The 22,717-nt window shown below is 63.6% G+C and carries 22 protein-coding genes; 14 read left to right on the top strand and 8 right to left on the bottom strand.

The features are described from left to right. Window positions 1–8: 8 nt before the first annotated feature. Together LQ954_RS12085 and crtY are read right to left on the bottom strand one after the other, a co-directional pair. Window positions 9–1,493, bottom strand: coding sequence for a phytoene desaturase (locus LQ954_RS12085; protein WP_227772084.1), 1,485 nt, complete (start codon window positions 1,491–1,493; stop codon window positions 9–11). Continuing rightward, on the bottom strand, window positions 1,490–2,650 hold the full coding sequence (gene crtY / locus LQ954_RS12080) for a lycopene beta-cyclase CrtY (protein WP_231023346.1): 1,161 nt from the start codon (window positions 2,648–2,650) through the stop codon (window positions 1,490–1,492). The genes LQ954_RS12085 and crtY overlap by 4 nt, the downstream gene beginning before the upstream one ends. Before the next feature lie 153 nt (window positions 2,651–2,803). On the opposite strand from crtY, the gene LQ954_RS12075 reads away from it, so the two are divergent. The 4 genes from LQ954_RS12075 (at window position 2,804) to pdeM (ending at window position 5,724) form a co-directional block, all read left to right on the top strand. After that, window positions 2,804–3,598 carry a sterol desaturase family protein gene (locus tag LQ954_RS12075; protein ID WP_231023345.1) on the top strand — a complete coding sequence of 265 codons (795 nt, stop codon included), beginning with the start codon at window positions 2,804–2,806 and terminating at the stop codon, window positions 3,596–3,598. After that, entirely contained in the window at window positions 3,537–3,953 is a 417-nt protein-coding gene (locus tag LQ954_RS12070; RefSeq protein WP_443026625.1) for a DUF2141 domain-containing protein, read from the top strand. Before LQ954_RS12075 ends, LQ954_RS12070 begins: the two co-directional genes overlap by 62 nt. 67 nt (window positions 3,954–4,020) lie before the next feature. After that, window positions 4,021–4,890 carry a MipA/OmpV family protein gene (locus tag LQ954_RS12065; protein WP_231023344.1) on the top strand — a complete coding sequence of 290 codons (870 nt, stop codon included), beginning with the start codon at window positions 4,021–4,023 and terminating at the stop codon, window positions 4,888–4,890. A 171-nt stretch (window positions 4,891–5,061) separates the two neighbouring features. Next, window positions 5,062–5,724, top strand: coding sequence for a ligase-associated DNA damage response endonuclease PdeM (pdeM, locus tag LQ954_RS12060; RefSeq protein ID WP_227772080.1), 663 nt, complete (start codon window positions 5,062–5,064; stop codon window positions 5,722–5,724). 24 nt (window positions 5,725–5,748) lie between these two features. On the opposite strand, the gene LQ954_RS12055 is transcribed toward pdeM, so the two are convergent. Further along, window positions 5,749–6,705 carry a helix-turn-helix transcriptional regulator gene (locus tag LQ954_RS12055; protein WP_231023343.1) on the bottom strand — a complete coding sequence of 319 codons (957 nt, stop codon included), beginning with the start codon at window positions 6,703–6,705 and terminating at the stop codon, window positions 5,749–5,751. Between the two features lie 77 nt (window positions 6,706–6,782). On the opposite strand from LQ954_RS12055, the gene cysD reads away from it, so the two are divergent. The 3 genes from cysD to LQ954_RS12040 all read left to right on the top strand — a co-directional run bounded on the left by cysD (window position 6,783) and on the right by LQ954_RS12040 (window position 10,487). Next, entirely contained in the window at window positions 6,783–7,691 is a 909-nt protein-coding gene (gene cysD / locus LQ954_RS12050) for a sulfate adenylyltransferase subunit CysD (RefSeq protein ID WP_269142290.1), read from the top strand. Between the two features lie 103 nt (window positions 7,692–7,794). Next, window positions 7,795–9,741, top strand: coding sequence for a sulfate adenylyltransferase subunit CysN (gene cysN / locus LQ954_RS12045; RefSeq protein WP_415837129.1), 1,947 nt, complete (start codon window positions 7,795–7,797; stop codon window positions 9,739–9,741). Between the two features lie 5 nt (window positions 9,742–9,746). Then, window positions 9,747–10,487, top strand: coding sequence for a 3'(2'),5'-bisphosphate nucleotidase CysQ (locus LQ954_RS12040; protein ID WP_231023401.1), 741 nt, complete (start codon window positions 9,747–9,749; stop codon window positions 10,485–10,487). 92 nt (window positions 10,488–10,579) lie between these two features. On the opposite strand, the gene LQ954_RS12035 is transcribed toward LQ954_RS12040, so the two are convergent. Continuing rightward, complete coding sequence (locus LQ954_RS12035; RefSeq protein ID WP_231023341.1) at window positions 10,580–11,281, bottom strand: dienelactone hydrolase family protein; 702 nt, start codon at window positions 11,279–11,281, stop codon at window positions 10,580–10,582. Window positions 11,282–11,402: 121 nt separating this feature from the next. Here LQ954_RS12035 and LQ954_RS12030 point away from each other — a divergent pair, with 121 nt between their 5' ends. From LQ954_RS12030 to LQ954_RS12005, 6 genes are read left to right on the top strand one after another with little or no spacing between them, the layout of a single operon-like run. Further along, window positions 11,403–11,639, top strand: a complete 237-nt coding sequence (locus tag LQ954_RS12030; protein ID WP_227772077.1) for a DUF6489 family protein — start codon at window positions 11,403–11,405, stop codon at window positions 11,637–11,639. Continuing rightward, on the top strand, window positions 11,636–12,910 hold the full coding sequence (gene mnmE / locus LQ954_RS12025) for a tRNA uridine-5-carboxymethylaminomethyl(34) synthesis GTPase MnmE (RefSeq protein ID WP_231023339.1): 1,275 nt from the start codon (window positions 11,636–11,638) through the stop codon (window positions 12,908–12,910). Before LQ954_RS12030 ends, mnmE begins: the two co-directional genes overlap by 4 nt. Continuing rightward, complete coding sequence (gene mnmG, locus LQ954_RS12020; RefSeq protein WP_443026624.1) at window positions 12,910–14,634, top strand: tRNA uridine-5-carboxymethylaminomethyl(34) synthesis enzyme MnmG; 1,725 nt, start codon at window positions 12,910–12,912, stop codon at window positions 14,632–14,634. Before mnmE ends, mnmG begins: the two co-directional genes overlap by 1 nt. A 50-nt stretch (window positions 14,635–14,684) precedes the next feature. Beyond that, complete coding sequence (locus tag LQ954_RS12015) at window positions 14,685–15,251, top strand: 16S rRNA (guanine(527)-N(7))-methyltransferase RsmG (RefSeq protein WP_231023335.1); 567 nt, start codon at window positions 14,685–14,687, stop codon at window positions 15,249–15,251. Next, window positions 15,248–16,030 carry a ParA family protein gene (locus tag LQ954_RS12010; RefSeq protein ID WP_227772073.1) on the top strand — a complete coding sequence of 261 codons (783 nt, stop codon included), beginning with the start codon at window positions 15,248–15,250 and terminating at the stop codon, window positions 16,028–16,030. Before LQ954_RS12015 ends, LQ954_RS12010 begins: the two co-directional genes overlap by 4 nt. Then, window positions 16,027–16,932: a ParB/RepB/Spo0J family partition protein gene (locus LQ954_RS12005; RefSeq protein ID WP_231023334.1), complete on the top strand. Its 906-nt coding sequence runs from the start codon at window positions 16,027–16,029 to the stop codon at window positions 16,930–16,932. Before LQ954_RS12010 ends, LQ954_RS12005 begins: the two co-directional genes overlap by 4 nt. A 312-nt stretch (window positions 16,933–17,244) precedes the next feature. Here LQ954_RS12005 and holA read toward each other — a convergent pair whose 3' ends face one another. The 4 genes from holA to LQ954_RS11985 are packed head-to-tail and all read right to left on the bottom strand — an operon-like array spanning window position 17,245 to window position 21,722. Then, the gene (gene holA / locus LQ954_RS12000) at window positions 17,245–18,261 is read right to left on the bottom strand and encodes a DNA polymerase III subunit delta (protein WP_231023333.1); all 1,017 of its coding nucleotides are present in this window, start codon (window positions 18,259–18,261) and stop codon (window positions 17,245–17,247) included. Further along, on the bottom strand, window positions 18,258–18,767 hold the full coding sequence (gene lptE / locus LQ954_RS11995; protein ID WP_227772070.1) for an LPS assembly lipoprotein LptE: 510 nt from the start codon (window positions 18,765–18,767) through the stop codon (window positions 18,258–18,260). The genes holA and lptE overlap by 4 nt, the downstream gene beginning before the upstream one ends. After that, on the bottom strand, window positions 18,764–21,277 hold the full coding sequence (gene leuS / locus LQ954_RS11990) for a leucine--tRNA ligase (RefSeq protein ID WP_231023332.1): 2,514 nt from the start codon (window positions 21,275–21,277) through the stop codon (window positions 18,764–18,766). The genes lptE and leuS overlap by 4 nt, the downstream gene beginning before the upstream one ends. Window positions 21,278–21,287: 10 nt before the next feature. Then, window positions 21,288–21,722, bottom strand: a complete 435-nt coding sequence (locus LQ954_RS11985) for a DUF3576 domain-containing protein (RefSeq protein WP_227772068.1) — start codon at window positions 21,720–21,722, stop codon at window positions 21,288–21,290. Window positions 21,723–21,950: 228 nt separating this feature from the next. Between LQ954_RS11985 and LQ954_RS11980 the strand changes: the two genes are divergently transcribed. Further along, a complete protein-coding gene (locus LQ954_RS11980) occupies window positions 21,951–22,652 on the top strand; it encodes a hypothetical protein (RefSeq protein WP_227772067.1) in 702 nt (233 codons plus the stop codon). Window positions 22,653–22,717: the final 65 nt, after the last annotated feature.

Here is a 22,717-nt window from a genome sequence, read left to right as displayed (position 1 = left end):
ACACAAACTCAACGTCTTACTCCTTCAAGCATCAATGCCGCGGTCGCCTTGGCACTGCCGACGACACCGGGGATCCCGGCGCCGGGATGAGTACCGGCGCCGACGAAGTACATGTTCCTGATCGCATCATCGCGATTGTGTACGCGGAAATAGGCGCTCTGGGTCAGTACCGGCTCCAGGCTGAAGGCGCTGCCAAGATGTGCGTTCAGATCGCGCGAGAAATCGGCCGGCGTGTAGCTGAACTTGGTGATGATCCGGTCATGGATGTCCGGAATCAACCGGCGGCCCACCTCGTCGAGGATGCGTTTCTCCAGGATGGGGGCGATCCGCTCCCAATCTTCGGGGAACTTGCCCTGATGCGGCACCGGCGCCAGCGCATAGAAGGTCGAGCAGCCCTCCGGCGCGAGGCTCGGGTCGGTGACGGTCGGGTGATGCAGGTAGAGGGAGAAGTCCTGGCTCAGCACACCATGGTCGTAAATGTCGGCGAGCAGTCCCTTATAGCGCGGGCCGAACAGGATCATGTGGTGCGGGATCCCCGGCCACGTGCCCTTGATGCCGAAGTGAACCACGAACAGCGACGGCGAGAATTTCTTGCGCTCCAGTCGCGCTGCTGTCCTGGCGGCAGCACGCGATCCGTTCAGCAGGTCGCGGTAGGTGTGGACGATGTCTCCGTTGGAAGCGACCATGTCGGCCTCCTGCCGCCAGCCGCTCTTGGTGCGCACCGCGGTCACGCGATCGCCCAGCGTCTCGATCTCCTCAACCGCGTCGTTCAGCCGCAACGTGCCGCCGAGCCGCTCGAACAGAGCCACCATGCCGGCGACCAGCCGGTTAGTGCCGCCGCGCGCGAACCATACGCCACCGTCGCGCTCCAGCTTGTGGATCAGCGCGTAGATGGCGCTCGTCGTCATCGGGTTGCCACCGACGAGCAACGTGTGGAACGACAGCGCCTCGCGCAGTTTCTCGCTCTTCACGAATGAGGAAACCATCGAATATACCGATCGCCACGCCTGATATTTGGCGAGCGCAGGCGCCGCCTTGATCATGGAGGCGAAATCCAGAAACGCGACATGGCCGAGCTTCTCATAGCCTTCGTGATACACGCCGGCGGAGTAAGCGAGGAACTTGCTGTATCCCTCAACGTCCGCCGGATCGAGCTTGGCGATCTCGGCACGCAGCAGCTTGTCGTCGTTGGTGTAGTCGAAATTGGTGCCGTCGGGCCAGTTCAGCCGGTAGAAGGGCTGCACCGGCTCCAGCGCTACGTCGCGGCCCATCTCGTCACCGCTCAGCGCCCACAATTCCGCCAGGCAGGCCGGGTCGGTAATGACGGTGGGGCCCGCGTCGAAGGTGAAGCCGTCCTGTTGCCAAACGTAAGCGCGGCCGCCGGGCTTGTCGCGCGCCTCCACGATCGTCGTGGCGACCCCTGCCGATTGCAGACGGATCGCAAGTGCGAGGCCACCGAACCCGGCGCCGATGATGATTGCGCGGCTGCTCATGATGCATTCCTGATCACGCGAAGGGCACGAAAAACGGGCACCGGCGGCCGCCCGGCCAGCACGCGGAGCTTGTCCTTTGTCGTCGAGCGCGCCGCGTAGAAGCGCGCGATCAGCTTCGGGTGAAGCCGGTAGAAGCGCTCAAGTACCTTGTAGCGCACATCGGGATCTGCAGCACGGAACAGCATCGCGTCCAACATCCGGTAGAAGCGCCGCTCGTCCCAGCGCGCGCGCGCATATTCATGGGTAAAATTGTGGAGCCCCTCACCACTCAGATCACTGGCCTCAGCGATCCGCACCGCCAGCCGCACCGCATCGGGCAGTGAATATCCAGTGGTGGGATGAAAGAGCCCTGCCCTGGCGCCTGCCTTGGCGACCTTCGCACCGCCCCATCGCCAATATCCCTCGAAGTCGCCGCCAATTACAACTGGAAGCGCACCCTTCTCCTCGCGTCCGCCCGGCGCCGCGGCCCAGCCCTTTGCCTCCGCGTACGCATCGATGCGCCGGGTGAGCGCACGGACATTCAGCGAGGCGCTGTCGCTGTAATAGGTGTCCTCAACGAACAGCTGGGTGGGCGAAAACGGCAGCAGGTAGACGAAACGATAGCCGTCATATTGCGCCACGGTCGCGTCCATCACCATTGGACGTTCGACGCCATGGCCGGCAGGCACGTCGAGCAAGCGACCCACGAACTTCTGCCAGCCGACGTCCAGCATCGAGAGGTCCCCGGCCCCGCGTGCGTCGATCACGCCAGTCGCCTCGATGCGTTCGCCGTCCGCCAGCACGACGGCCGTGGGGCTGCAGGCCAGCACCTTGCAGTTCGTCATGACCGCCTCGGATGGCAGAGCCTTGCGCACCACTTGGTCGAACCGGTCGGACTCGATCGAATAGTAAGGCTGAGCGATCGTCCGGGCGTGCGCAGGAAAGGCCACGTCGTAGGTCGGCCAGGCGTGGCAGACGAGCGGGGTCAACAGCCAGCGATCGTCCTTGTCCACGTCCCCGTCAAAGAACGACCAGACGTGATTGCCGCCCAGCGTCTCCCCGCCTTCGACAAGACGGACCTTCAACTCCGGCCGGCGTGCTGCCAGCGCCATTGCGATCAGCCCGCCAGCCAGCCCGCCGCCAACAATGGCGAGGTCGCATTCATGGATAACCGGCATCCCTCCCGCCTAGCGGATCGGTCACGCCTACGGAAGCAGTGATCGCCAGCGGCATGGATGACGTCGGCACATCCTTTTGTTCAGGTTGACCGATTGCCGTGACGACACTGCCAGTGCTTTCCCGATCAGAGCACAACCCGTACAAGCAGCCGCATGTCGATTGCGCTTGCCATCGTTCTTTCCGCCGCCGCGATGACGATGATCGTTGGCGTCCGCTACCTAATCACCAGCGGCGCCTTCGCCATGGCCACTCGCTTCCGGCATCCTGGCCTCTATGCCGGCCTTGATCCGCAGATCCGGCGCGAAATCTGGTGGAGTCTCGCATCCGCGGCCATTTATGGGGTGCCCGCCGGCGTCGTCGCTTGGGGCTGGCAGAATCGCGGCTGGACACAGATCTACACGGACGTCTCCGCGTTTCCGCTCTGGTACCTGCCCGTATCGGTGCTGCTGTTCCTGTTTGCCCACGATACTTGGTTTTACTGGACACATCGGTGGATGCACCGGCCCAAGCCGTTCCGCGTCGCTCATGCGGTGCATCATGCCAGCCGGCCGCCGACGGCCTGGGCGGCAATGGCGTTTCACCCGATCGAGGCGCTGACCGGCGCTGTGGTAATTCCGCTACTGGTGTTCGCCATTCCGATCCACGTGGCCGCACTCGGATTGGTCCTGACGATCATGACCGTTATGGGCGTGACCAACCATATGGGCTGGGAGGTTTTTCCACGGTTCATGTGGCGTGGGCCATTGGGGGCCTGGCTGATCACCGCCAGCCATCATCAGCGCCATCATGAGCGGTATGGGTGTAACTATGGGCTTTATTTCCGGTTCTGGGATCGGCTGTGCCGCACGGATGAAGGCTTGGGCGATTTCACGCGGGACCAGGCGCGTGCTGCTGCTCGGCGTGAGCGCGGCAACGCTGATCGGCGCGACGCCGGTCGCGCGGATTGATGTCGATTTCGATCAGGTTCGCTCTGCCAAAGGGATGCTGCGCATCTGCCTGACCGCTGCGCCGGACAATTTCCCGTCCTGCGTGGACGATCACAACGCCACCCGCCGGTCCATTCCAGCTGGCACTACCTCGTTGCGGTTCGAGGGGCTTCCACATGGCAATTATGCCGTTGCCGTGATCCACGATGAAAACGGCAACAAGAAGCTGGACACTTTCGCTGGCATCCCGCGCGAAGGCTTCGGCTTTTCGCGCAACCCCCCGATCCGTTTTGGCCCGCCGCGCTTTTCGGCTGCCCGCTTCGGCATCAACAGTGATGCAGAGAAGCAACAAGTGAAGCTGCGCTACATCCTTTAAGCACTCACCCGGAGCTAAATTGCTGCAGGTGGGTTTCGGTGCGGATCAAAAGGGGACGCACCGAACCGTGATAGCCAGAATTCTCTTTGGCCTTGCTGCCGTTACCGCGCTGCCGTCAGCTGCCGCTGCGCAGAATGCCACCACGCCATCAAGCAGTGCCGAAGCAATCGCCCAGGACATGGGCGGCGATTCCGTCACCGTAGGAATCGGCGCCGGTTATCTTCCCGACTATGAAGGTTCCGACGATTACCGCTGGGCGCCCGTTCCCGGCGTGATCGGGTCGGTGAGCGGTATCAACTTCCAGGTGCTCGGCAACCGCGCCAGCGCCGATCTCATCCCCAATCAGCCCGGCCCTTCCTGGGATTTCCAGCTTGGCCCGGTTGGTGTGATCAACTTCATGCGCAGCGATCGTTCCAGCATCGACGATCCGCGCGTGCGTGCGCTGGGGGAGCGAGACACCGCGATCGAACTCGGCGGCTTCGTCGGTGTCGGCAAGACCGGCGTCATCACCAGCCCTTATGACAAGCTTTCGGTGTCGCTCAGCTATCGGCACGATGTTAGCAAGGTGCATCGCAGCGGCATCTGGCAGCCGACGATCAACTATTTTACCCCCTTGTCCACTAAGGCTGCGGTCGCACTGTTCGGCTCGGCCGAGCGGGTCGAAACTAAATATCTGCGCACCTACTACGACATTTCGCCCGATCAGGCCGTAGTGTCTGGGCTGCCCGCCTACCGTGGCCGTGAGGGCTGGAAAAGCTGGACGGTGGGCGCGATCGGCACTTACTCCCTCACCGGCAACCTCCTGAAGGGCTTCAAGATTGTCGGCGGCGGCACGTACCGCAAGCTGATCAACGACGTCGCGGACAGCCCAATGGTCAGCGTCGCGGGCTCGCGCAATCAGTGGCTCGGCGTCCTGGGTCTCGCCTACACTTTCTGACGGTTTGGAGAGGGCGCGCCATCCAGGCGCGCCGCCGGGGTGGGGTCGAACTCATCAGCATAGGGGGCAGCGCCCCACCTCGTAAGCACCTCCACGCGCGGCACTGCCCGACCCCGGGTTTCTCACCGGCAAGCAGTTGATCCGCCACGCGAAACGATGCATGGCGCCGGAATGGTTCCTGTTTCGTTCGGTGGCCAACTTCTGACGCCCCTTGTGCAGGGGGCGCTGCTCTGGCCTGCGCGACGGGCGCTGCTGGTTGCGGATCTTCACCTCGAAAAGGCAAGCTGGTTCGCGCGCGGCGGTCAGATGCTGCCGCCTTATGACTCCTTTGCCACCCTCTCAGACCTAACGGCGCTCGTGCGGGAAACGGACGTGCGCGAGGTCTGGTGCCTGGGCGACAGTTTCCATGACCCCGACGGCTGCAGTCGCTTGCCCGCGGCCGCGCAGGAGATGCTTCGGGCGCTCACGTCTGCCACGCGCTGGACCTGGATCACCGGCAATCATGACCCGCACGGCGTTGACCGCTGCGGCGGTGAGGTGCTGGACGAAGCCTCCGTTGACGGGCTGATCCTGCGGCATGAGGCGCGACCGGGCGAGACGCGACCCGAATTATCAGGTCACTTCCATCCCAAGCTGCGGATTCGGGTGCGTGGCAAGCTCATCTCCCGCCGCTGCTTCGTGGCAACCGGTGCGAAGCTCATCCTGCCCGCGTTTGGATCGCTGACGGGCGGGCTCGACGCCACCCATCCCGAGATCGGTCGGGCCGTCGGGAGACCGGCGCACGCGCTGATTCCAGTTGAGGACCGCCTGCTGCGCTTTTCACTCGCAGCGTGACGCCAGCTGCGCGGCGGCGGTAGTTCAGACGAGTCTGGCGACGCTGCTCCCGATCAATCGCACCAGATCCAGCTGCCCGCGGGTCCGGGTCTTGGCAAACAGCCGCTTGGAGTAATTGCGAGCGGTTTCGATCGTCAGTCCAAGCTGATCGGCAGCCTCGCTCAGGCTGGCGCCGCCAGCGATCGCCGCTGCGAGCTTCGCTTCGCTGGGCGGCAATCCAAATAATGTCGCCAGCACAGCAGCCCGTGCTTGCTCATCCCCCATGCGGCGTGTTGCGACCAGGCCGATCGTCGCCAGCCGGGGCCAGGAAGCTTCCAATGGCTCCCGATACGGTATCAGAAGGATCCAGGGTGATGCCTCGTCGCGCACACGAACAACTTGCGGTGCGTCATCCTTGAGAGATGCGACGACACTGCCCACGCCGCTCCCTGCCCAGCGCGCGCCCAGCACCGCTACCGCACCCTTCGACATCGACAGGATTCGTCCGTCGCCGTCAAAACCGACCCAAGCAATGCCAGCACGCGCCAGCGCCTCTTCGGAAAGCTCGAGCGCTGCCCGGCCTTGATCGAGCGCCCGCCGCGTCCGCAGTGCTATGGCCAGATGCGGCGCGAGGCGCGCCAGCAAGGCAGCGTCGGCAGCGGTAAAATCGCGCTCCTTGCGTCTCATCGCGAGCCAAGCCGCCGCCCCTCCCGGCTCGTCAACTCGAACGACCCTCCCAAATCCCTCTCGTTCTTCAATGGCATAGGCGCGACCGGGACGAAGTGCGCGGCGCCAGCTGCGATCGTCAGGGATGGTCGCGGTGGCTGGCACAAGAAGGTGCGTTTCCCTTTCCTCAAGCCCGGCGCTGATGATCAAACCGGCCTCATCAGCCCGGACGCGTTGGCGCAAACGTGTGAGAAAGGTCGTCCATGGTCGCGCCTCATGAACACCCTCGTGCAGCGGCAGCAACAAGTCCGTCTCGTCCGCGCGCGCAATTGCCATCAGGCCTACTCCCATATGGGAGGTTTGCTGTCACGCCTGCAGTGCCATGTTCTGCTCCGAACAACCTCGGGGATATCATGCCAGCCCGCAGCCTGACCCACCTCGAACGTCTCGAGGCGGAATCGATCCACATCATGCGCGAAGTGGTCGCCGAGAGCGAACGCCCCGTGATGCTTTACTCCGTCGGCAAAGATTCCGCCGTCATGCTGCACCTTGCCAGAAAGGCCTTCTATCCGGCCCCGCCGCCATTCCCGCTTCTCCACGTCGACACGACATGGAAATTCAAGGCGATGTACGAATTGCGCGACCGAATGGCGCGCGAGAGCGGCATGGAGCTCATCGTCTACAAGAATCCGGAAGCCGAGGCGCGAGGCATCAACCCGTTCGATCACGGCCCGCTTCACACGGACATGTGGAAGACAGAAGGGCTGAAGCAGGCGCTGGACAAATTCGGCTTCGATGTCGCGTTCGGCGGCGCGCGCCGCGACGAGGAAAAGAGCCGTGCCAAGGAGCGCGTTTTCTCGTTCCGCTCTGCCAATCACCGCTGGGATCCCAAAAACCAGCGGCCGGAACTATGGCACCTCTACAATGCCAAAAAGGCGAAGGGCGAAAGCATCCGCGTCTTCCCGATCTCCAACTGGACGGAGCTTGACATCTGGCAGTACATCCAGCTGAACGACATCCCCATCGTCCCGCTGTACTTCTCCGAGAAGCGCCCGACCGTTGAGCGCGACGGGCTTCTCCTGATGGTTGATGACGATCGCTTCCCGCTTCGCGAGGGCGAAGTGCCCGTCGAACGCTCGATCCGCTTCCGTACACTCGGCTGCTACCCCCTGACCGGCGCCGTCGAAAGCGAAGCGGCGACCTTGTCCGATGTGATCCAGGAGATGCTCCTCACCACTACCAGCGAACGGCAGGGTCGAGCGATCGACAAGGATGCCGGTTCCGCCAGTATGGAGAAGAAGAAGCAGGAGGGGTATTTCTGATGCTGCGTTTCATCTCCCGCCCCCCTGAAGCCCGCTTCCGCGACAATTGCGCAACGGCCTACGTCCGCGCTGGCGGCGTTCCGGCTGCCGACACAAGCGCCGCATGATGAGGTCGCCTGACATGGCCAGCAGCGCTCAAGAATCCGCCTATCAAGTCGACGCGCTCATCGCGCAGGACATCGACGCCTATCTCGCGCGCCACCAGCACAAGTCGCTGCTGCGCTTCATCACCTGCGGCTCTGTGGACGACGGTAAGTCCACGCTGATCGGTCGGCTGCTTTATGATTCGAAGATGATCTTCGAGGACCAGCTCGCCGCCCTCGAGAGCGACTCCAAGAAGGTCGGCACGCAGGGCCAGGACATCGACTTCGCGCTCTTGGTCGATGGCCTCGCGGCTGAGCGGGAACAGGGCATCACGATCGATGTCGCCTACCGGTTTTTCGCGACCGAGAAGCGCAAGTTCATCGTCGCCGACACGCCGGGGCACGAACAATATACCCGCAACATGGTGACTGGCGCGTCGACCGCTGATCTTGCGGTCATCCTGGTTGATGCGCGCAAGGGCGTACTCACCCAAACTCGCCGCCACTCCTACCTTGCCCACCTCATCGGCATCCGGAATTTGGTACTAGCGGTGAACAAAATGGATCTGGTCGGCTACGATCAGGCCGTTTTTGATGAGATCGTGGCCGATTACAGCACGTTTGCAGAGTCTATCGGCCTCAGTTCGTTCACGGCGCTCCCCATCTCCGGGTTCAAAGGCGACAACATCACTGCGCCCTCGCCTAACACGCCCTGGTACTCCGGGCCGTCGCTGGTCGAGCACCTTGAGTCGGTCGAGATCGATGCAGAGGCTGATCAGGCGAAGCCATTCCGGCTGCCCGTACAATGGGTTAACCGCCCCAATCTGGATTTCCGCGGTTTCGCTGGCCTCGTGGCTGCCGGGACGATCAAACCGGGAGATCCGGTGCGGATTCTGCCCTCTGGCAAGACGTCGACGGTGGCCCGTATCGTCACGCTGGACGGCGACCTTGACGAGGCGGTCGCGGGCCAGTCTGTCACCCTCACGCTCACCGATGAAGTGGATTGCTCCCGTGGAGACGTGATCGCTGCAGCCTCGGCACCGCCCCAAGTTGCCGATCAGTTCGAGGCAACGATCGTTTGGATGGCCGAGGACGAAATGCTCCCAGGTCGCTCCTACTGGCTGAAGCTCGGCACTCAGACCGTAACGGCGACGATCCAGGCACCCAAATATCAGGTCAACGTCAACACGCTGGAGCAGCTCGCCGCCAAAACGCTTGATCTGAACGCGATCGGGGTCGCAAACCTCTCCACCGACAAACCGCTCGTGTTCGAGCCATACGCCGATGACCGGACCAGCCCGAACAAGGAACTGGGCGGCTTCATTCTCATCGACAAGCTGACCAATGCCACGGTCGCCGCGGGCATGCTCCACTTCAGCCTGCGTCGTTCACAGAACATCCATTGGCAGCCCACCGATGTCAGCCGCGACACGCTCGCCGCGCTCAAGAACCAGAAGCCCGTGGTGCTCTGGTTCACCGGCCTCTCGGGTGCCGGCAAGTCGACCATCGCCAACCTTGTCGAAAAGAAGCTGGTGCGGATGAACCGCCACACCTTCCTGCTCGACGGCGACAATGTGCGTCACGGGCTCAACAAGGACCTGGGCTTTACCGATGCCGATCGCGTGGAAAACATCCGCCGGGTCGGCGAAGTGGCCAAGCTGATGACCGACGCGGGTCTGATCGTCATCACTGCCTTCATTTCGCCGTTTCGCGCGGAACGCGAGATGGTGCGTCAGATGATGCAGCCCGGCGAGTTCATCGAGGTACATATCGATACGCCGCTGTCCGAAGCGGAGCGGCGCGACGTGAAGGGTCTCTATGCCAAGGCGCGGAGTGGCCAGCTTGCCAATTTTACCGGGATCGATAGCCCCTATGAGCCACCCGAAGATCCCGAGATCCGGATCGACACCACGGCAATGACACCCGATGAAGCGGCCGAGCTGATCATCAAGAGAATCATTCCATGACCGCTATGTCCGACGCTGAACTTGCAGCGCACTTGGCAGAGACTGCCGGCCGGATCCTGCTGGAGGTCCGCGGTGCCCGCGTGTTCTCGGCAAAGGCGCTGGGTAAAGCGGGGGACCAGACGGCCAACCAGTTCCTGGTCCACGCGCTTCGCGAAGCACGTCCGGACGATGGCCTGCTCTCGGAAGAGATGAAGTGCGACGGCGATCGCCTGGGCAAGTCGCGGGTGTGGATCGTCGATCCCGTCGACGGGACGCGCGAATATGGCGAAGAACGCCAGGACTGGGCCGTGCATGTCGGCCTGGCCGTTGACGGTGTGGCAACGGTCGGAGCCGTGGCATTGCCTGGCGCTGGATTGGTATTGCGGTCCGATCAGCCAGCCGCGGTTCCCCCACCCGCCAATCCGCTGCGCATGCTGGTGAGCCGCACGCGACCTGCCGCCGAAGCCGTGAGCGTGGCGGAGCGGCTAGGCGCTACATTGGTCCCGATGGGTTCGGCAGGGGCAAAGGCGATGGCGGTCGTCCGCGGAGAGGCGGACATCTACCTGCATTCAGGCGGCCAGTACGAATGGGATTCCGCCGCTCCAGTTGCGGTGGCGCTGGCACATGGCCTGCATTGTTCGCGCATCGACGGCAGCCCGCTAATCTACAATCAGGAGGACACCTATCTTCCTGATCTGCTCATCTGCCCCAAGTCTCTCGCGGAGCAGGTGCTTGCGCTCATCAACGAGACAAAGGCGGCAGCCTAAGCTTATCCATTCTCAGGCACCGGTCGGCAGGAGCACGAATACGCAAGCCTGGCCCTCTGCGCCAACGCGCGGAGGGCCAGGCTGCGGGAGCGTTACGCCAGATGGTCGCGGAAGAAGGCGGCTGTCCGCTCATCTGCCAAGTTTGCCGCTTCCTCCGACCGACGATCGCCCATTTCGGTCGCGAAGCCGTGATCCTCACCGGGATAGTCGTACAAGGTTACCTTCGGATGATCATCGAGGCCTTCGTGCATCTTCTGCTGAGTGGCCTTGTCAACGAAGCCGTCTTCGCCGGCGATGTGCAGCAACACCGGATGAGCGATGGCGTGCTTCTCACCCAAGAGACCGTCGATGCCGACGCCATAATAGCCAACAGCTGCGTTGATGTCCGTCCGGCACGCAGTCATGAATGCCAACCGGCCACCGAGGCAGTAACCGACCGCTCCCACCTTGCCCGTTCCGCCGAGTAGCTGGCGTGCCTGGTGGATGGTCGCTTCAATGTCACGAATGCCGGCATCCTGATCAAACTGTCCGAACAGGTCGAGCCCGCGCTGCAACTCCTCCGGCACGTCGGGGTTCAGCTCGACGCCCGGTGCGATCCGCCAGAACAGGTCAGGCGCGATAGCAAGATAGCCTTGCTCTGCGAGGCGATCGCACTTCTGGCGAATGCCTGGGTTCACGCCGAACACCTCCTGAATGACAATGATCGCCGCGGTAGGTGTGCCACTGGGCTGTGCGCGATACGCCTTGAAAGTTCCTTCACCGTTCAGCGCGGCAACGTCGATCATTTCACCCATGTCAGGTCCTCTCTGTTGATGTGGGCCAGCGACGCGGTTGCGAGGAGCGCGGCATCACGGGCATAGATGGCGTGTCAGTGACGCTATCGTCCCCAGGGGGACTGCTCAAGGGAGCGTGGTCATGAAGATCACCATCGAAATCGATTGTTCGCCGGAAGAAGCCCGCCGGTTCATGGGGCTGCCCGATCTTGGCCCTCTTCAGGATCGTTATGTCGCCATCCTTCAACAATCGCTGGAGCAAAGCACCATGGGGCCGGAGGCGATCGACGCAGTCGTCAAAAGCTGGGCACCCATGGGTGAGGCGGGCACTGCTATGTGGCGCCGCATGTTCGAAGCGGCGAGCAAGTCCAGCGGATGACGGACACGATCTTCGCGGTCTCAAGCGGCCGCCCGCCCGCCGCGATCGCGGTGATGCGCATCAGTGGCCCGGACGCGCTGTCCGCCGGGGAGCGGCTTGCGGGATCACTGCCACCTCCGCGCCGTGCGGGCTTGCGAACATTGAAGGACTATTTGGGGAGTGCGATCGATCAGGCGCTGGTGCTGGTGTTCCCCGGTCCCGCCACGGCGACGGGCGAGGATCTGGTGGAGCTACACCTCCATGGCGGCCGAGCGGTTGTAGCAGCGGTCGAGCACGCTCTGGCGTCGCAATCTAATCTTCGCGCCGCTGGTGCCGGCGAGTTCACGCGCCGCGCTTTAATCAATGGTCGTATCGACTTGATCCAGGCTCAAGGGCTTGCCGATCTGCTGGAAGCCGAAACCGAGCAGCAGCGCCGACTAGCCATCGAAAGCGCAGACGGCGCCATCAGTCGAATGGTGATCGGGTGGATGGACTCGCTCTCGCGCTTGGGCGCAATCATCGAAGCAGCGATCGACTTCGACGATGAAGATGACGTCTCCGCTGTCGATCCAGCGTTCATCGAATCGGAAAGTGCTGTCCTTGCTGAAACGCTTGGACAGGTTCTCGCCCGCCCGGCCGTTGAGCGCTACCGCGATGGCATCCGCGTCGTACTGGTTGGCCCTCCCAATGCGGGCAAGTCGTCACTGCTGAACGCGTTGATCGGCAGAGAGGCGGCAATCGTTTCGCCGATCGCGGGTACAACACGGGATCGCGTGGAAGCCAGCATCGTGCGCCGCGGGCGTATTTATACGCTGATCGATACGGCCGGCTTGCGGGACAAAGCTGAAGACCCTGTCGAGCGCATCGGCATCGAACGGGCGCTGCAAGCGGTGGCAGCCGCGGATATCATCCTCGATCTGAGTGAACCTCACTCAAACGATCCTCGAGCGATCGCTGTCCATGCGCGTGCGGACGTTCGGCCAGCCGCCCTGCTTGGCGCGATCGCAACGACAATAAACGACCTGACCACGGTTGATGCGCTCTGGGAAGAGATTGAGCGGCGAGGCGACAAGGTTCTCGGTGAGATCACCGGCCCGACATTCCACGAAGCGCAGCGCCAAGCGATCAAGGACGCACAAGCTGCCCTGCGTCGCGTGATCGGATCAGATGACTTGCTGTTACAAGCAGAAGAAGTACGTACAGCATCACGCGCACTGGCCGGCCTCCTCGGCATCGATGCGACGGAGGCGATGCTCGACGCTCTGTTCGGGCGCTTCTGTGTCGGAAAGTAGTGTTTCACGTGGAACAATCATTTGACGTTATCGTAGTAGGCGGCGGCCACGCCGGGACTGAGGCGGCTGCTGCTGCCGCACGTCGCGGCGCGCGGGTGGCTCTCGTTAGCCATGATCCCAGCCGGATCGGCGCGATGTCGTGCAATCCGTCAATCGGGGGGCTCGGCAAAGGCCATCTCGTCCGAGAAGTAGATGCCTACGACGGCTTGATGGCACGAGCAGCAGACGCTGCCGCGATCCATCATCGCATGCTGAACCGGAGCAAAGGCCTTGCTGTTCAGGGCCCCCGTATTCAGGCGGACCGCCGACTCTACGCAGCCGCTATTCAGGACATGATCGCCGCGGAACCGAACATCAGCATTGTAGCAGGCGAGACCGTCGCGCTTGATGTTGAGGCGGCTCAGGTGCGCGGGGCTAAGCTCGGCAACGGCGACACGTTGAAAGCGCCCACGGTTGTGCTTGCCACCGGTACGTTCCTGGGTGGTAAGCTCTTCCGAGGCGAGGAACAGCATGTCGGGGGGCGTGTCGATGAAGCCGCTGCCCTTCCGCTTGCCGTTCAGCTGCGGGAGCTGAAGCTTCCGATGGGAAGGCTCAAGACCGGCACGCCGCCCCGGTTGGACGGGCGCACGATCGACTGGACGCGACTGGAACCGCAACCTTCCGATGTGGATCCCTGGACCATGTCGCCGATTACTCGCAGGCGCGTTCTGCCCCAACTCGCCTGCGCGATCACTCGCACCACGCCAACAGCGCACGCGATCATCGCTGATAATCTGCACCGATCCCCGCTGAAAACTGGCGCCATCGAAGGACAGGGCCCGCGTTACTGCCCGTCGATCGAGGACAAGATCCGCCGTTTCGGTGACAGGGATGGGCATCAGATTTTCCTGGAGCCGGAGGGGCTCGACGACCCGATCGTCTATCCGAACGGTATCTCCACCTCCCTGCCCGCCGATGTTCAAGACGCGTTCCTGCGCACCATCGCAGGGCTGGAACAGGTCCGCATCACCATGCACGGCTATGCGGTGGAGTATGACCATATCGACCCACGCGCCCTCGACGCCACACTGGCTCTTCCGCAGATCGCCGGATTGTATCTGGCAGGTCAGATCAACGGCACGACTGGTTATGAAGAGGCGGCCGCACAAGGACTTGTCGCTGGGGCCAATGCGGCTGCGGCTGCATTGGGGATGGAACCATTACTTCCTGATCGAAGCGCCAGCTACATTGGCGTGATGATCGACGATCTCGTGCTGCAAGGGATCAGCGAACCATATCGGATGCTTACCGCCCGGGCGGAGTACAGGCTCGCGCTTCGAGCAGATAACGCAGAGGCCCGCCTCTCCCACCACGCCGAGCGGCTGAACTTGCTTTCAGGGCTTCGCCGCAAACACGTTGAGGCAAGGATGGAGCAACGCACGCGCTTGCGCGCGGGTGAAACCGGTCCGGCCTTCGATGCCGACCTGATCCGGGAGCATGAAGAGGATGTCCGCTACGCGCCCTATTTGGCGCGACAGGCGGCGGAAATCACAAGGATGAAGCATGATGACCGCGTGACGATTGCGGCTGGTGATGACCTCAACCGCATTGCCGGTTTGTCGAACGAAATGCGTGAGCGGCTACGCACTGCCGGTCCGCGCACCTTGGGAGAGGCATCGCGCGTACGCGGTGTCACCCCGGCAGCGCTGACTGCATTGTGGCTCGACGCAAAGGCGCGGCGATGACCGAGGAAGAAGCGCGTGCCGCTGTCCATGCAATCGTAGGCGCATCGGCTATGAAGCGGCTGGAACGCTTTGTCGCACGCGTGCTTGTAGAAAGCGAGCGGCAGAATTTGGTCGCCAAGCCCACCCTCTCCGTGATTTGGGAGCGCCATGTGCTCGACTCTGCACAGCTCCTTCCAATGGCGCAAAGGAGCGAGGGCCTGTGGGTCGATGTAGGGACGGGTGCCGGCTTCCCCGGCATGATCGTTGCGCTTGCTGTCGAGCAGCCCATCGCACTGGTCGAACCGCGGCGCATGCGTGCCGATTTCCTCCAGACGGTTGTGGATGAAGAAGGCGTCGGCAATCGAGTTTCCGTGCACCAAGCAAAGGTCGAGCGGCTGACCGGCGTACAAGCTGCGATTATCTCTGCTCGGGCGGTCGCCTCATTATCGGATTTGTTGCAATCTACCGCGCATATCGCGTCCATGGACACGCTCTACTTGCTCCCGAAGGGACAATCGGCCACGACAGAAGTGAACGAGGCGCGGCGCCGCTTTGAGGGATTGTTCCACGTGGAACAAAGCATCACCAGCCCCGAAGCAGGTATCGTCAGCGCACGTCATGTGAGGCAGCGCCGATGATCCGAATAGCAGTTGCCAATCAGAAAGGCGGCGTCGGAAAGACGACGTCGGCCATCAATCTCGCGACGGCGCTTGCGGCAACGGGCAAGCGCGTGCTGCTCATCGATTTAGATCCGCAAGGCAACGCCTCCACTGGGCTGGGCATCAGCCAGGCCCAGCGGGAATCATCCAGCTATAATGTGCTGGTCGACCAAGCGCCGGTCGAAAAGGCGGCGGTTCACACCGGCATTCCGCGACTCGATGTGCTTCCGGCAACGGTCGATTTATCCGGTGCCGAGATCGAACTCGTCGAACTCGAACAGCGCACCCATCGCCTGCATCGCGCGCTTGATGCCGCTCCGCCGCGTTGGGACATCGCCTTGATCGATTGTCCCCCCTCGTTAGGCCTGCTGACGATCAACGCCATGGTGGCGGCGGATTCGCTGTTCGTGCCGCTTCAATGTGAGTTCTTCGCGCTGGAAGGGCTTAGCCAGTTGCTGACCACGGTCGAGCGCATCCGTGCCCGCTTCAATCCCTCTCTCTCGATCATCGGTGTTGCCCTAACGATGTACGATCGCCGCAACCGCTTGACGGAACAGGTGTCGGCCGACGTGCGCGCCGTGCTTGGGAAGGTCGTGTTCGAAACGGTGATCCCTCGCAACGTCAGGCTTTCTGAAGCTCCCAGCCACGGACTGCCGGCCCTTATCTACGATCACCGGTGCAGCGGATCTCAAGCTTACATCGCGTTGGCGCGAGAGCTGATCGCGCGCTTGCCCCACGCGAATGAGGTTGCAGCATGACTGACACGAAGCGCCCGCGCGGCGGGCTCGGCCGGGGATTAGGTGCCTTGCTTGGGGACATCGCACGCGATGATTCACCCACGGACACCAATGGCAGCCCGCCTGTCGGCGTTCGAATGATCCCGGTTAGCGCGATCGCTCCTCATCCCGATCAGCCGCGCCGGCACTTCGACGAAGATGCCCTCAACGAGCTTGCGGCATCGATCGCGGAGCGTGGCATCATTCAGCCGATCGTGGTGCGGCCACATGGCCATACTTATCAGATCGTCGCCGGTGAACGCCGCTGGCGCGCAGCACAGCGCGCCAGGCTGCATGAAGTACCTGTCGTGGTCCGGGATTACACGGACAGCGAGACTCTGCAGATCGCGCTGGTCGAGAACATTCAGCGCCAGGACCTCAACGCGATCGAAGAAGCGGAGGCTTACAGCCGGCTGGTGGACGAGTTTGGCCATACTCAAGAGGTTCTCGCCAAGACGGTCCATAAGTCGCGGAGCCACGTCGCCAACCTTCTCCGCCTCCTTGATCTACCCAAATCTGTGCAAGCGCGGGTTGTCGATGGGTCGCTCAGCATGGGTCATGCTCGCGCGATCATCGGCGCACCTGACGCCGAATTGTTGGCAGATCAGGTAGTCACCAAGGGACTGTCGGTTCGCCAGACGGAGAAACTGGCTCAGAACGTCAAGCCCGCCTCCACGCGCAAGACGCAACGCAAGCAAGCAGACGTCGGCGCTGGTAGCACCAGCGACGCCGATGTCGCTGCGCTGGAGCGGCAACTCGGAGACCTTCTGGGTCTCCGCGTCAGGATCACTTATGGAGTCAACGGCGGCGCCGTCACGATCGACTACAGCACGCTCGATCAGTTGGACATGCTCTGCCAGCGTCTTAGCGGAGAACCGATCTGACGTGGAAAGCGGCGGAGAAACCGTCCGCCGCTATGATTCGCTACCTGATATATGGCTGACCTAGGTCACCGGAGAGGAGAGGCAACTTCCGAGCCCGTGAGCGCGATTGCTTCGCCACGTCGGAGCGCCGGAAAGGTGGGGCTGCGGCTTAAGGCTAAAACGCCCCTCGCTAGTGAACCACACTCATTGGGATCTGCTCCAGAGGAGCACGCCGAGCGGAATGGCCTGCCACCCCTGCTCGACCGGTCAACAACCGCCGCTGCCGATCCGCGGCGGCAGAGGCTCAGCCTTCAGCAGTGCCGAACCGACCAGCTAACGACGGACCTTCACCGCCAACTCAACCATAGCCTGTGCAGCCAGCACATCACCTGCGCCGCCGCCGCCAGCCATCACGTTGCGCTCTGCCTCGCGAACCATCGCCAGCGCGCGCGCGAGCGCTTGCGGGGACCATCGCCGCAGGGCAGCCGCAGTCGCGGCCTCTTCCTTGAAGAATACACGGTGCCGCTTCATCACGCCGGCAATGTCGCCGCCGTTGACGACCTCCCCCTTCATCTCTGCAAGTGAGGCGAGCCGCCGGGCCAGAGCCCGCAGCCAGGGAACGGGGGAAATGCCGGCCTCGTCCAAGCGCCGCAAGGCTTCGCCGAGTGCAGCGGGCGCGGCAGCAATCACCGCGTTGATAACGTCACCAGTCTCTGCATCCCCCAAGTCGGCGCCCACCGCTTCCAGAGCATCGAGATTACATTCCGCGGGATGATCGGATGCAGCGTCCAGGTAGAGCGCCAGCTTCTCGATCTCCCGCATCATCACCGCCCGGTCGCCGCCGCCAGCCTGCGCTAACCGCCGCGCGACGCCGGCGCCCAGCCGCAGGCCATGCTCCCGCGCGATTTCACCAGCGATACCCTCGAGCTGGTCGCCGCCCGGAACATAGCAAGCGAGCGCCAGCGCAAGCGGTGAGTCGAGCGCCAGCTTCGCCACCTTGGACGTCGCCTTCAGCGAAGGCGCGATCATCACCACTGGATTGCCTGCGCGCTCGGCTTCGAGCAGCGCCGTGACGGCAGCGAGGCTCTCCTCCCCTGCCCCAGTCACGCGCACATGCCGTGCGGTCCCGAACAGGGAAAGAGAGGCAGCCTCATCGGCGAGTCGTGCAGGGTCGCCCCGTAACGCGGCGCCTTCCAGGTCCACCCGCTCCGCATCCGGCCCGAGAGCGCGCGGCAGACGCTCCGCAAGCGCCAACGCGCCCGCTTCGTCCGGACCAAACAGGAGATACAGCCGGATGTCCGCCGGCGGTCGATCCAGCGCCGCCTTCAGGCGCGCCTCAGTGGCCTTCATGGCGCGGTGGGCGTACGCCCCACGTAAACCGCCAGACGCATCAGGATCTGGTCTGCAACGCGCTCTGAGAGGCGTTCCAGTGCCGTGCTTTCGGCGGCAATGGTGGCGTAGTCCGATCCGACCACGTCGATCCCGGCGTCCGAGCCTGCTGTGGCGTCGAGGACGACGCCACCCTTGTCCAATTCGACGAGCTGATACCGGGCGCGCAACGTCCGGCGTTCACGAGCCACCGAATCGTCTCGGCGGATGGCCAAGCCGGTGATCTCGTCGTCCAGCTTGATCTGCAGCCGGTATCGTGCGGTTTGCCCCGCAGGGACGGCGCCCAGCCGATCCCGAAGAGCATTGGTGACCAACCAGCCCGCCTTACCCTCAATGGGCGCGACCTCGACCTGCCCAAGCGCCTGTGCCACCGGTCCGGAACTGCCCCCGGAATAAAGCGGCTTGAGCCCGCAGCTGCCGAGAAGTGCCATCGGCAACAGCGCAACGAGGGTCAGGTGCCGCTTCATGCGACGATGTTCACCAATCGATCGGGCACGACGATCACCTTCTTCGGGGCCTTGCCTTCCAGTGCACGGATCACCTTCTCGGATGCCATGGCCTGTGCCTCGGCAGCGTCCTTGGCGGTCCCCTTCGGCATTACCAGCGTATCGCGCAGTTTGCCGTTCACCTGCACCGCAATCGTAACCTCGTCATCCACCAGCATGGCAGGATCGATCGCGGGCCAGGCAACATCGGCGATCAGGCCGTCCCCACCGCGCGCCGCCCAGGCTTCCTCGGCGAGATGCGGCACCATCGGCGCCACGATGCGCAGCAGCGTGCCGAGCGCCGCGGTGCGATCCGCCGACGGCCTCGCCTTCTCCACCGCATTGGCCAGCGTGTAGATCAGCGCCACCGCCTTGTTGAACTGCAGGCCCTCGATCGCTTCGGCAACGCCCTTGACGGTACGATGCGCCACCTTGCGCAAGCCCACGTCTTCGCCGTCATCGCTGCCGCTCTGGTCACCCACCAGGCGCCACAGCCGTTGGATGAAGCGCCACGCGCCCTCGATGCCGTTCTCGCTCCACTCCAGGTCGCGCTCGGGCGGGGAGTCGGAGAGCATGAACCAGCGCACCGCGTCCGCGCCATATTGGTCGACGATCGGCTCGGGATCGACGGTGTTCTTCTTCGATTTGGACATCTTCTCGACGCGGCCCACCGTCACTGGCTGGCCGGTTGCCGTCTCGATGCCATCCTCGATCTCGCCGGGCGACAGCCAGCGGCCATCGCTCGACTTGTAGGTCTCGTGAGTCACCATGCCCTGCGTGAACAGGCCGGCGAACGGCTCCGCCACGTCGATCATGCCGATATGCTGCAACGCCCGCGTCCAGAAGCGCGCGTAGAGCAGGTGGAGGATCGCATGCTCCACGCCGCCGATATACTGCCCCACCGGCAGCCACTGCTCGGCCACCGCCTTGTCGAACGGCTTGTCGTCGGGCTGGCTGGCGAAGCGTATGAAATACCAGGAAGAATCGGCGAACGTGTCGAGCGTGTCGGTCTCGCGAACAGCCGGCTTCCCGCATGACGGGCAGTCGACATGCTTCCACGTCGGGTGCCGGTCGAGCGGGTTGCCCGGCGTCGCGAAGCTCACGTCCTCGGGCAGCTTCACCGGCAGCTGGTCCGCCGGCACCGGTACCGCGCCGCAGCCCTCGCAATGGATGATCGGGATCGGCGTGCCCCAGTAACGCTGGCGGCTGACGCCCCAGTCGCGCAGGCGGAACACCGTCGTCCCCTCGCCCCAGCCACCGGCCTCGGCGCGGGTGATCACCTCGCGCTTGGCATCCTCCACGTCCATCCCGTCGAGGAAGTGCGAATTCACCAGCGTGCCCGGCCCGGTATAGGCCTCCGCCTCTTGGAACTCGGGCGCATCCTTCGTGCCCTCGGACACGACACGGCGGATCGGCAGCTTGTACTTGGTGGCGAATTCGAAATCGCGCTGGTCGTGCGCCGGCACGCCGAAGACGGCGCCGACGCCGTAATCCAGCAGCACGAAGTTCGCGATATAGACCGGCAGCTGCAGTGACGGATCGAACGGATGCGCCGCCTTCAGCCCGGTGTCGAAGCCAAGCTTCTCCTGCGTTTCCAGCTCGGCCGCGGTGGTGCCGCCGCGGCGGCATTCCTCGATGAACGCCTGGGCTGCGGGATCGTCCGCCGCCACGCGCTGCGCCAGCGGGTGATCCGCCGCCACCGCGACGAAGCTCGCGCCGAAGATCGTGTCGGGCCGCGTCGTATAGACTTCGACCACGCCCTCGTTGGTGCCGGCAGCATCGTTCAGCGCGAAGCGGAACGTCAGGCCCTGGCTCTTCCCGATCCAGTTCTCCTGCATCAGGCGAACCTTGTCGGGCCAGTCCTTCAGCTCGCCAAGGCCCGACAGCAGGTCCTCGGCAAAGGCGGTGATCTTCAGGAACCACTGGTTCAGCTTGCGCTTCTCGACCAGCGCGCCGGAACGCCAGCCGCGGCCGTCGATCACCTGCTCGTTGGCCAGCACGGTCATGTCGACCGGGTCCCAGTTCACCGCGCTTTCGCGGCGATAGACCAGGCCGGCCTCGTAGAACTTCAGGAACAGCGCCTGCTCATGCCCGTAATATTCCGGGTCGCAGGTGGCGAATTCACGCGTCCAGTCCAGCGCGAAGCCGAGCCGCTTCAGCTGCGCCTTCATCGTGGCGATATTGTCGCGCGTCCAGCCGCCGGGGTGGACGCCCTTTTCCATCGCCGCATTCTCGGCCGGCATGCCGAATGCGTCCCATCCCATCGGATGGAGCACTTCCATGCCGTTCATGCGCCGAAACCGGGCGAGCACGTCGCCCATCGTGTAGTTGCGCACATGGCCCATGTGGATACGCCCCGAGGGATAGGGGAACATCTCGAGCACGTAGCTCTTGGGCTTGTTCGAATGATCGTCGGCGGCGAAGGTACGGCGCTCGTCCCACACCCGCTGCCAGCGGGCGTCGGCAGAGAGCGCGTTAAAGCGCTGGCTCATGATTATGCGATCAGTTCGCCGAGGAGGCACGCCGCAGGTCGCGCGCCCTGGTGAGAATGATGTCTTCCAGCTTCTGGGTGGTGGCTGCCGCTACTGGTGCCGCAACCCACTGCCCGCCCTGGTTCACTTCGCGCAGCGCAGCGACGCGCACCGCGTCCGCGCGCAGATCCTGGTCGAGGATCGTCACGGTCACCTTCATGCGCTCGGTCGGGGTCTGCGGATTGACGTACCAGTCGGTGACGATGACGCCGCCGTTCGAGTCCGTCTGGAGCAGGGGCATGAAGCTGAGTGTGTCGAGAGAGGCACGCCACAGATAGCTGTTCACACCAATGGTGGTGATACGGCTGGCGGCAAGATCGGCCTCCGGCCGCTGACGGCCACCACCACAACCGGCGATGGCAAGGGCAGCGCATACGACCAGCGCGGAACGCAACGGGCGGAACATCGGCATCTTCCTGATGGAAAAATCGTGACGCTGACCTCTACAGAGCATGACTTATGCCCGCAAGTTCGCGCTCGAGGGCACCGGCATGGGTCCGATCAGCGCGTCGGCGCGTTGGCTGGCAGCGTGGATTGTGGAAAGCGTGCAACACTTCCGCCAAAACCGGCACAGGCACATGGCTACGCGTGAACGAATCGTGCTACGTGCGTTTCCAAGGGTCGGAGGGATTCTGTGTACGCGATACGTGCGCTCATTGGCGGGTCTGTCGTGGCGATTGCCGCGGCGCTCGCTGTTGCGCCCGCGTCAGGCGCCTCAGAAGTTGATCGGGCAACGGCAAAGCGCCCGGCGGCCTCGCGTGCTCTAGGTGGCTTTACACCCTCGGCGGCGGATCCGCGCCTGGCCGCCGCCTTCGCGCGCAGCGGTCTTGGGACAAGCGAGTTCCGGTTCACGCCTTCGGAAAATCGTCAGGGTAATCGACCGGTCACCGTTGCCGTTCGCGCGCGGTCCAGCCAGATCGCCGATGCCGGCCGCGCTGCTGCCGTAGCGCCCACGGTTGGCCTGGTACCCGTCGCCTACAACCTGGGTGTTTCGGTCGGCTGGAAGCGCTTCGTCGTATCCGGAGATGTGGCCAAGCTCGATCTCGCCGGTCAGCCTGGCGGTCGCGAAGCGGCTGACGTGGCTGTCAGCTACTCGCTCCCGCGCTTCACGGGTCGGGTGAAGGCTGCGGCTGATCGGGCACTGCCGGGATCGCAGAAGCTGGTCGAGGAAGGGCCGAGCTATTCGCTTGACGTTGGCGGGTCCTACTCCCTGACGCGTAATATCGATCTGACGGCCGGCATGCGCTACAAGTCCGAACGTGAGCGTCTCGCGCGCTTCAGCGACGATCGCCGGGATAGCCAGGCGGTCTATGTGGGCACAGCCTTCCGCTTCTGATCGCAGGCGCCGGATGGGCAGTCTGACGCCCGTCCTAACATCCAACGCTTGCTGACGGTCATACG

The sequence above is a fragment of the Sphingomonas sp. IC-11 genome (genome assembly GCF_021043365.1).
In the GTDB taxonomy this organism is placed as follows: domain Bacteria; phylum Pseudomonadota; class Alphaproteobacteria; order Sphingomonadales; family Sphingomonadaceae; genus Sphingomonas.
This window is presented reverse-complemented; position numbering and strand designations above follow the sequence as displayed.

What these genes read in the sequence shown, in the direction of transcription:
- LQ954_RS12035 (WP_231023341.1), bottom strand. Translation starts at nt 11,281, where the DNA reads ATGGGTGAAATGATCGACGTTGCCGCGCTGAACGGTGAAGGAACTTTC.
- pdeM (WP_227772080.1), top strand. Translation starts at nt 5,062, where the DNA reads ATGGTTCCTGTTTCGTTCGGTGGCCAACTTCTGACGCCCCTTGTGCAG.
- holA (WP_231023333.1), bottom strand. Translation starts at nt 18,261, where the DNA reads ATGAAGGCCACTGAGGCGCGCCTGAAGGCGGCGCTGGATCGACCGCCG.
- LQ954_RS12055 (WP_231023343.1), bottom strand. Translation starts at nt 6,705, where the DNA reads ATGGCAATTGCGCGCGCGGACGAGACGGACTTGTTGCTGCCGCTGCAC.
- LQ954_RS12005 (WP_231023334.1), top strand. Translation starts at nt 16,027, where the DNA reads ATGACTGACACGAAGCGCCCGCGCGGCGGGCTCGGCCGGGGATTAGGT.
- lptE (WP_227772070.1), bottom strand. Translation starts at nt 18,767, where the DNA reads ATGAAGCGGCACCTGACCCTCGTTGCGCTGTTGCCGATGGCACTTCTC.
- cysN (WP_415837129.1), top strand. Translation starts at nt 7,795, where the DNA reads ATGATGAGGTCGCCTGACATGGCCAGCAGCGCTCAAGAATCCGCCTAT.
- LQ954_RS12075 (WP_231023345.1), top strand. Translation starts at nt 2,804, where the DNA reads ATGTCGATTGCGCTTGCCATCGTTCTTTCCGCCGCCGCGATGACGATG.
- LQ954_RS12010 (WP_227772073.1), top strand. Translation starts at nt 15,248, where the DNA reads ATGATCCGAATAGCAGTTGCCAATCAGAAAGGCGGCGTCGGAAAGACG.
- LQ954_RS12015 (WP_231023335.1), top strand. Translation starts at nt 14,685, where the DNA reads ATGAAGCGGCTGGAACGCTTTGTCGCACGCGTGCTTGTAGAAAGCGAG.
- crtY (WP_231023346.1), bottom strand. Translation starts at nt 2,650, where the DNA reads ATGCCGGTTATCCATGAATGCGACCTCGCCATTGTTGGCGGCGGGCTG.
- cysD (WP_269142290.1), top strand. Translation starts at nt 6,783, where the DNA reads ATGCCAGCCCGCAGCCTGACCCACCTCGAACGTCTCGAGGCGGAATCG.
- LQ954_RS11985 (WP_227772068.1), bottom strand. Translation starts at nt 21,722, where the DNA reads ATGTTCCGCCCGTTGCGTTCCGCGCTGGTCGTATGCGCTGCCCTTGCC.
- LQ954_RS12040 (WP_231023401.1), top strand. Translation starts at nt 9,747, where the DNA reads ATGTCCGACGCTGAACTTGCAGCGCACTTGGCAGAGACTGCCGGCCGG.
- LQ954_RS12085 (WP_227772084.1), bottom strand. Translation starts at nt 1,493, where the DNA reads ATGAGCAGCCGCGCAATCATCATCGGCGCCGGGTTCGGTGGCCTCGCA.
- LQ954_RS12030 (WP_227772077.1), top strand. Translation starts at nt 11,403, where the DNA reads ATGAAGATCACCATCGAAATCGATTGTTCGCCGGAAGAAGCCCGCCGG.
- mnmE (WP_231023339.1), top strand. Translation starts at nt 11,636, where the DNA reads ATGACGGACACGATCTTCGCGGTCTCAAGCGGCCGCCCGCCCGCCGCG.
- leuS (WP_231023332.1), bottom strand. Translation starts at nt 21,277, where the DNA reads ATGAGCCAGCGCTTTAACGCGCTCTCTGCCGACGCCCGCTGGCAGCGG.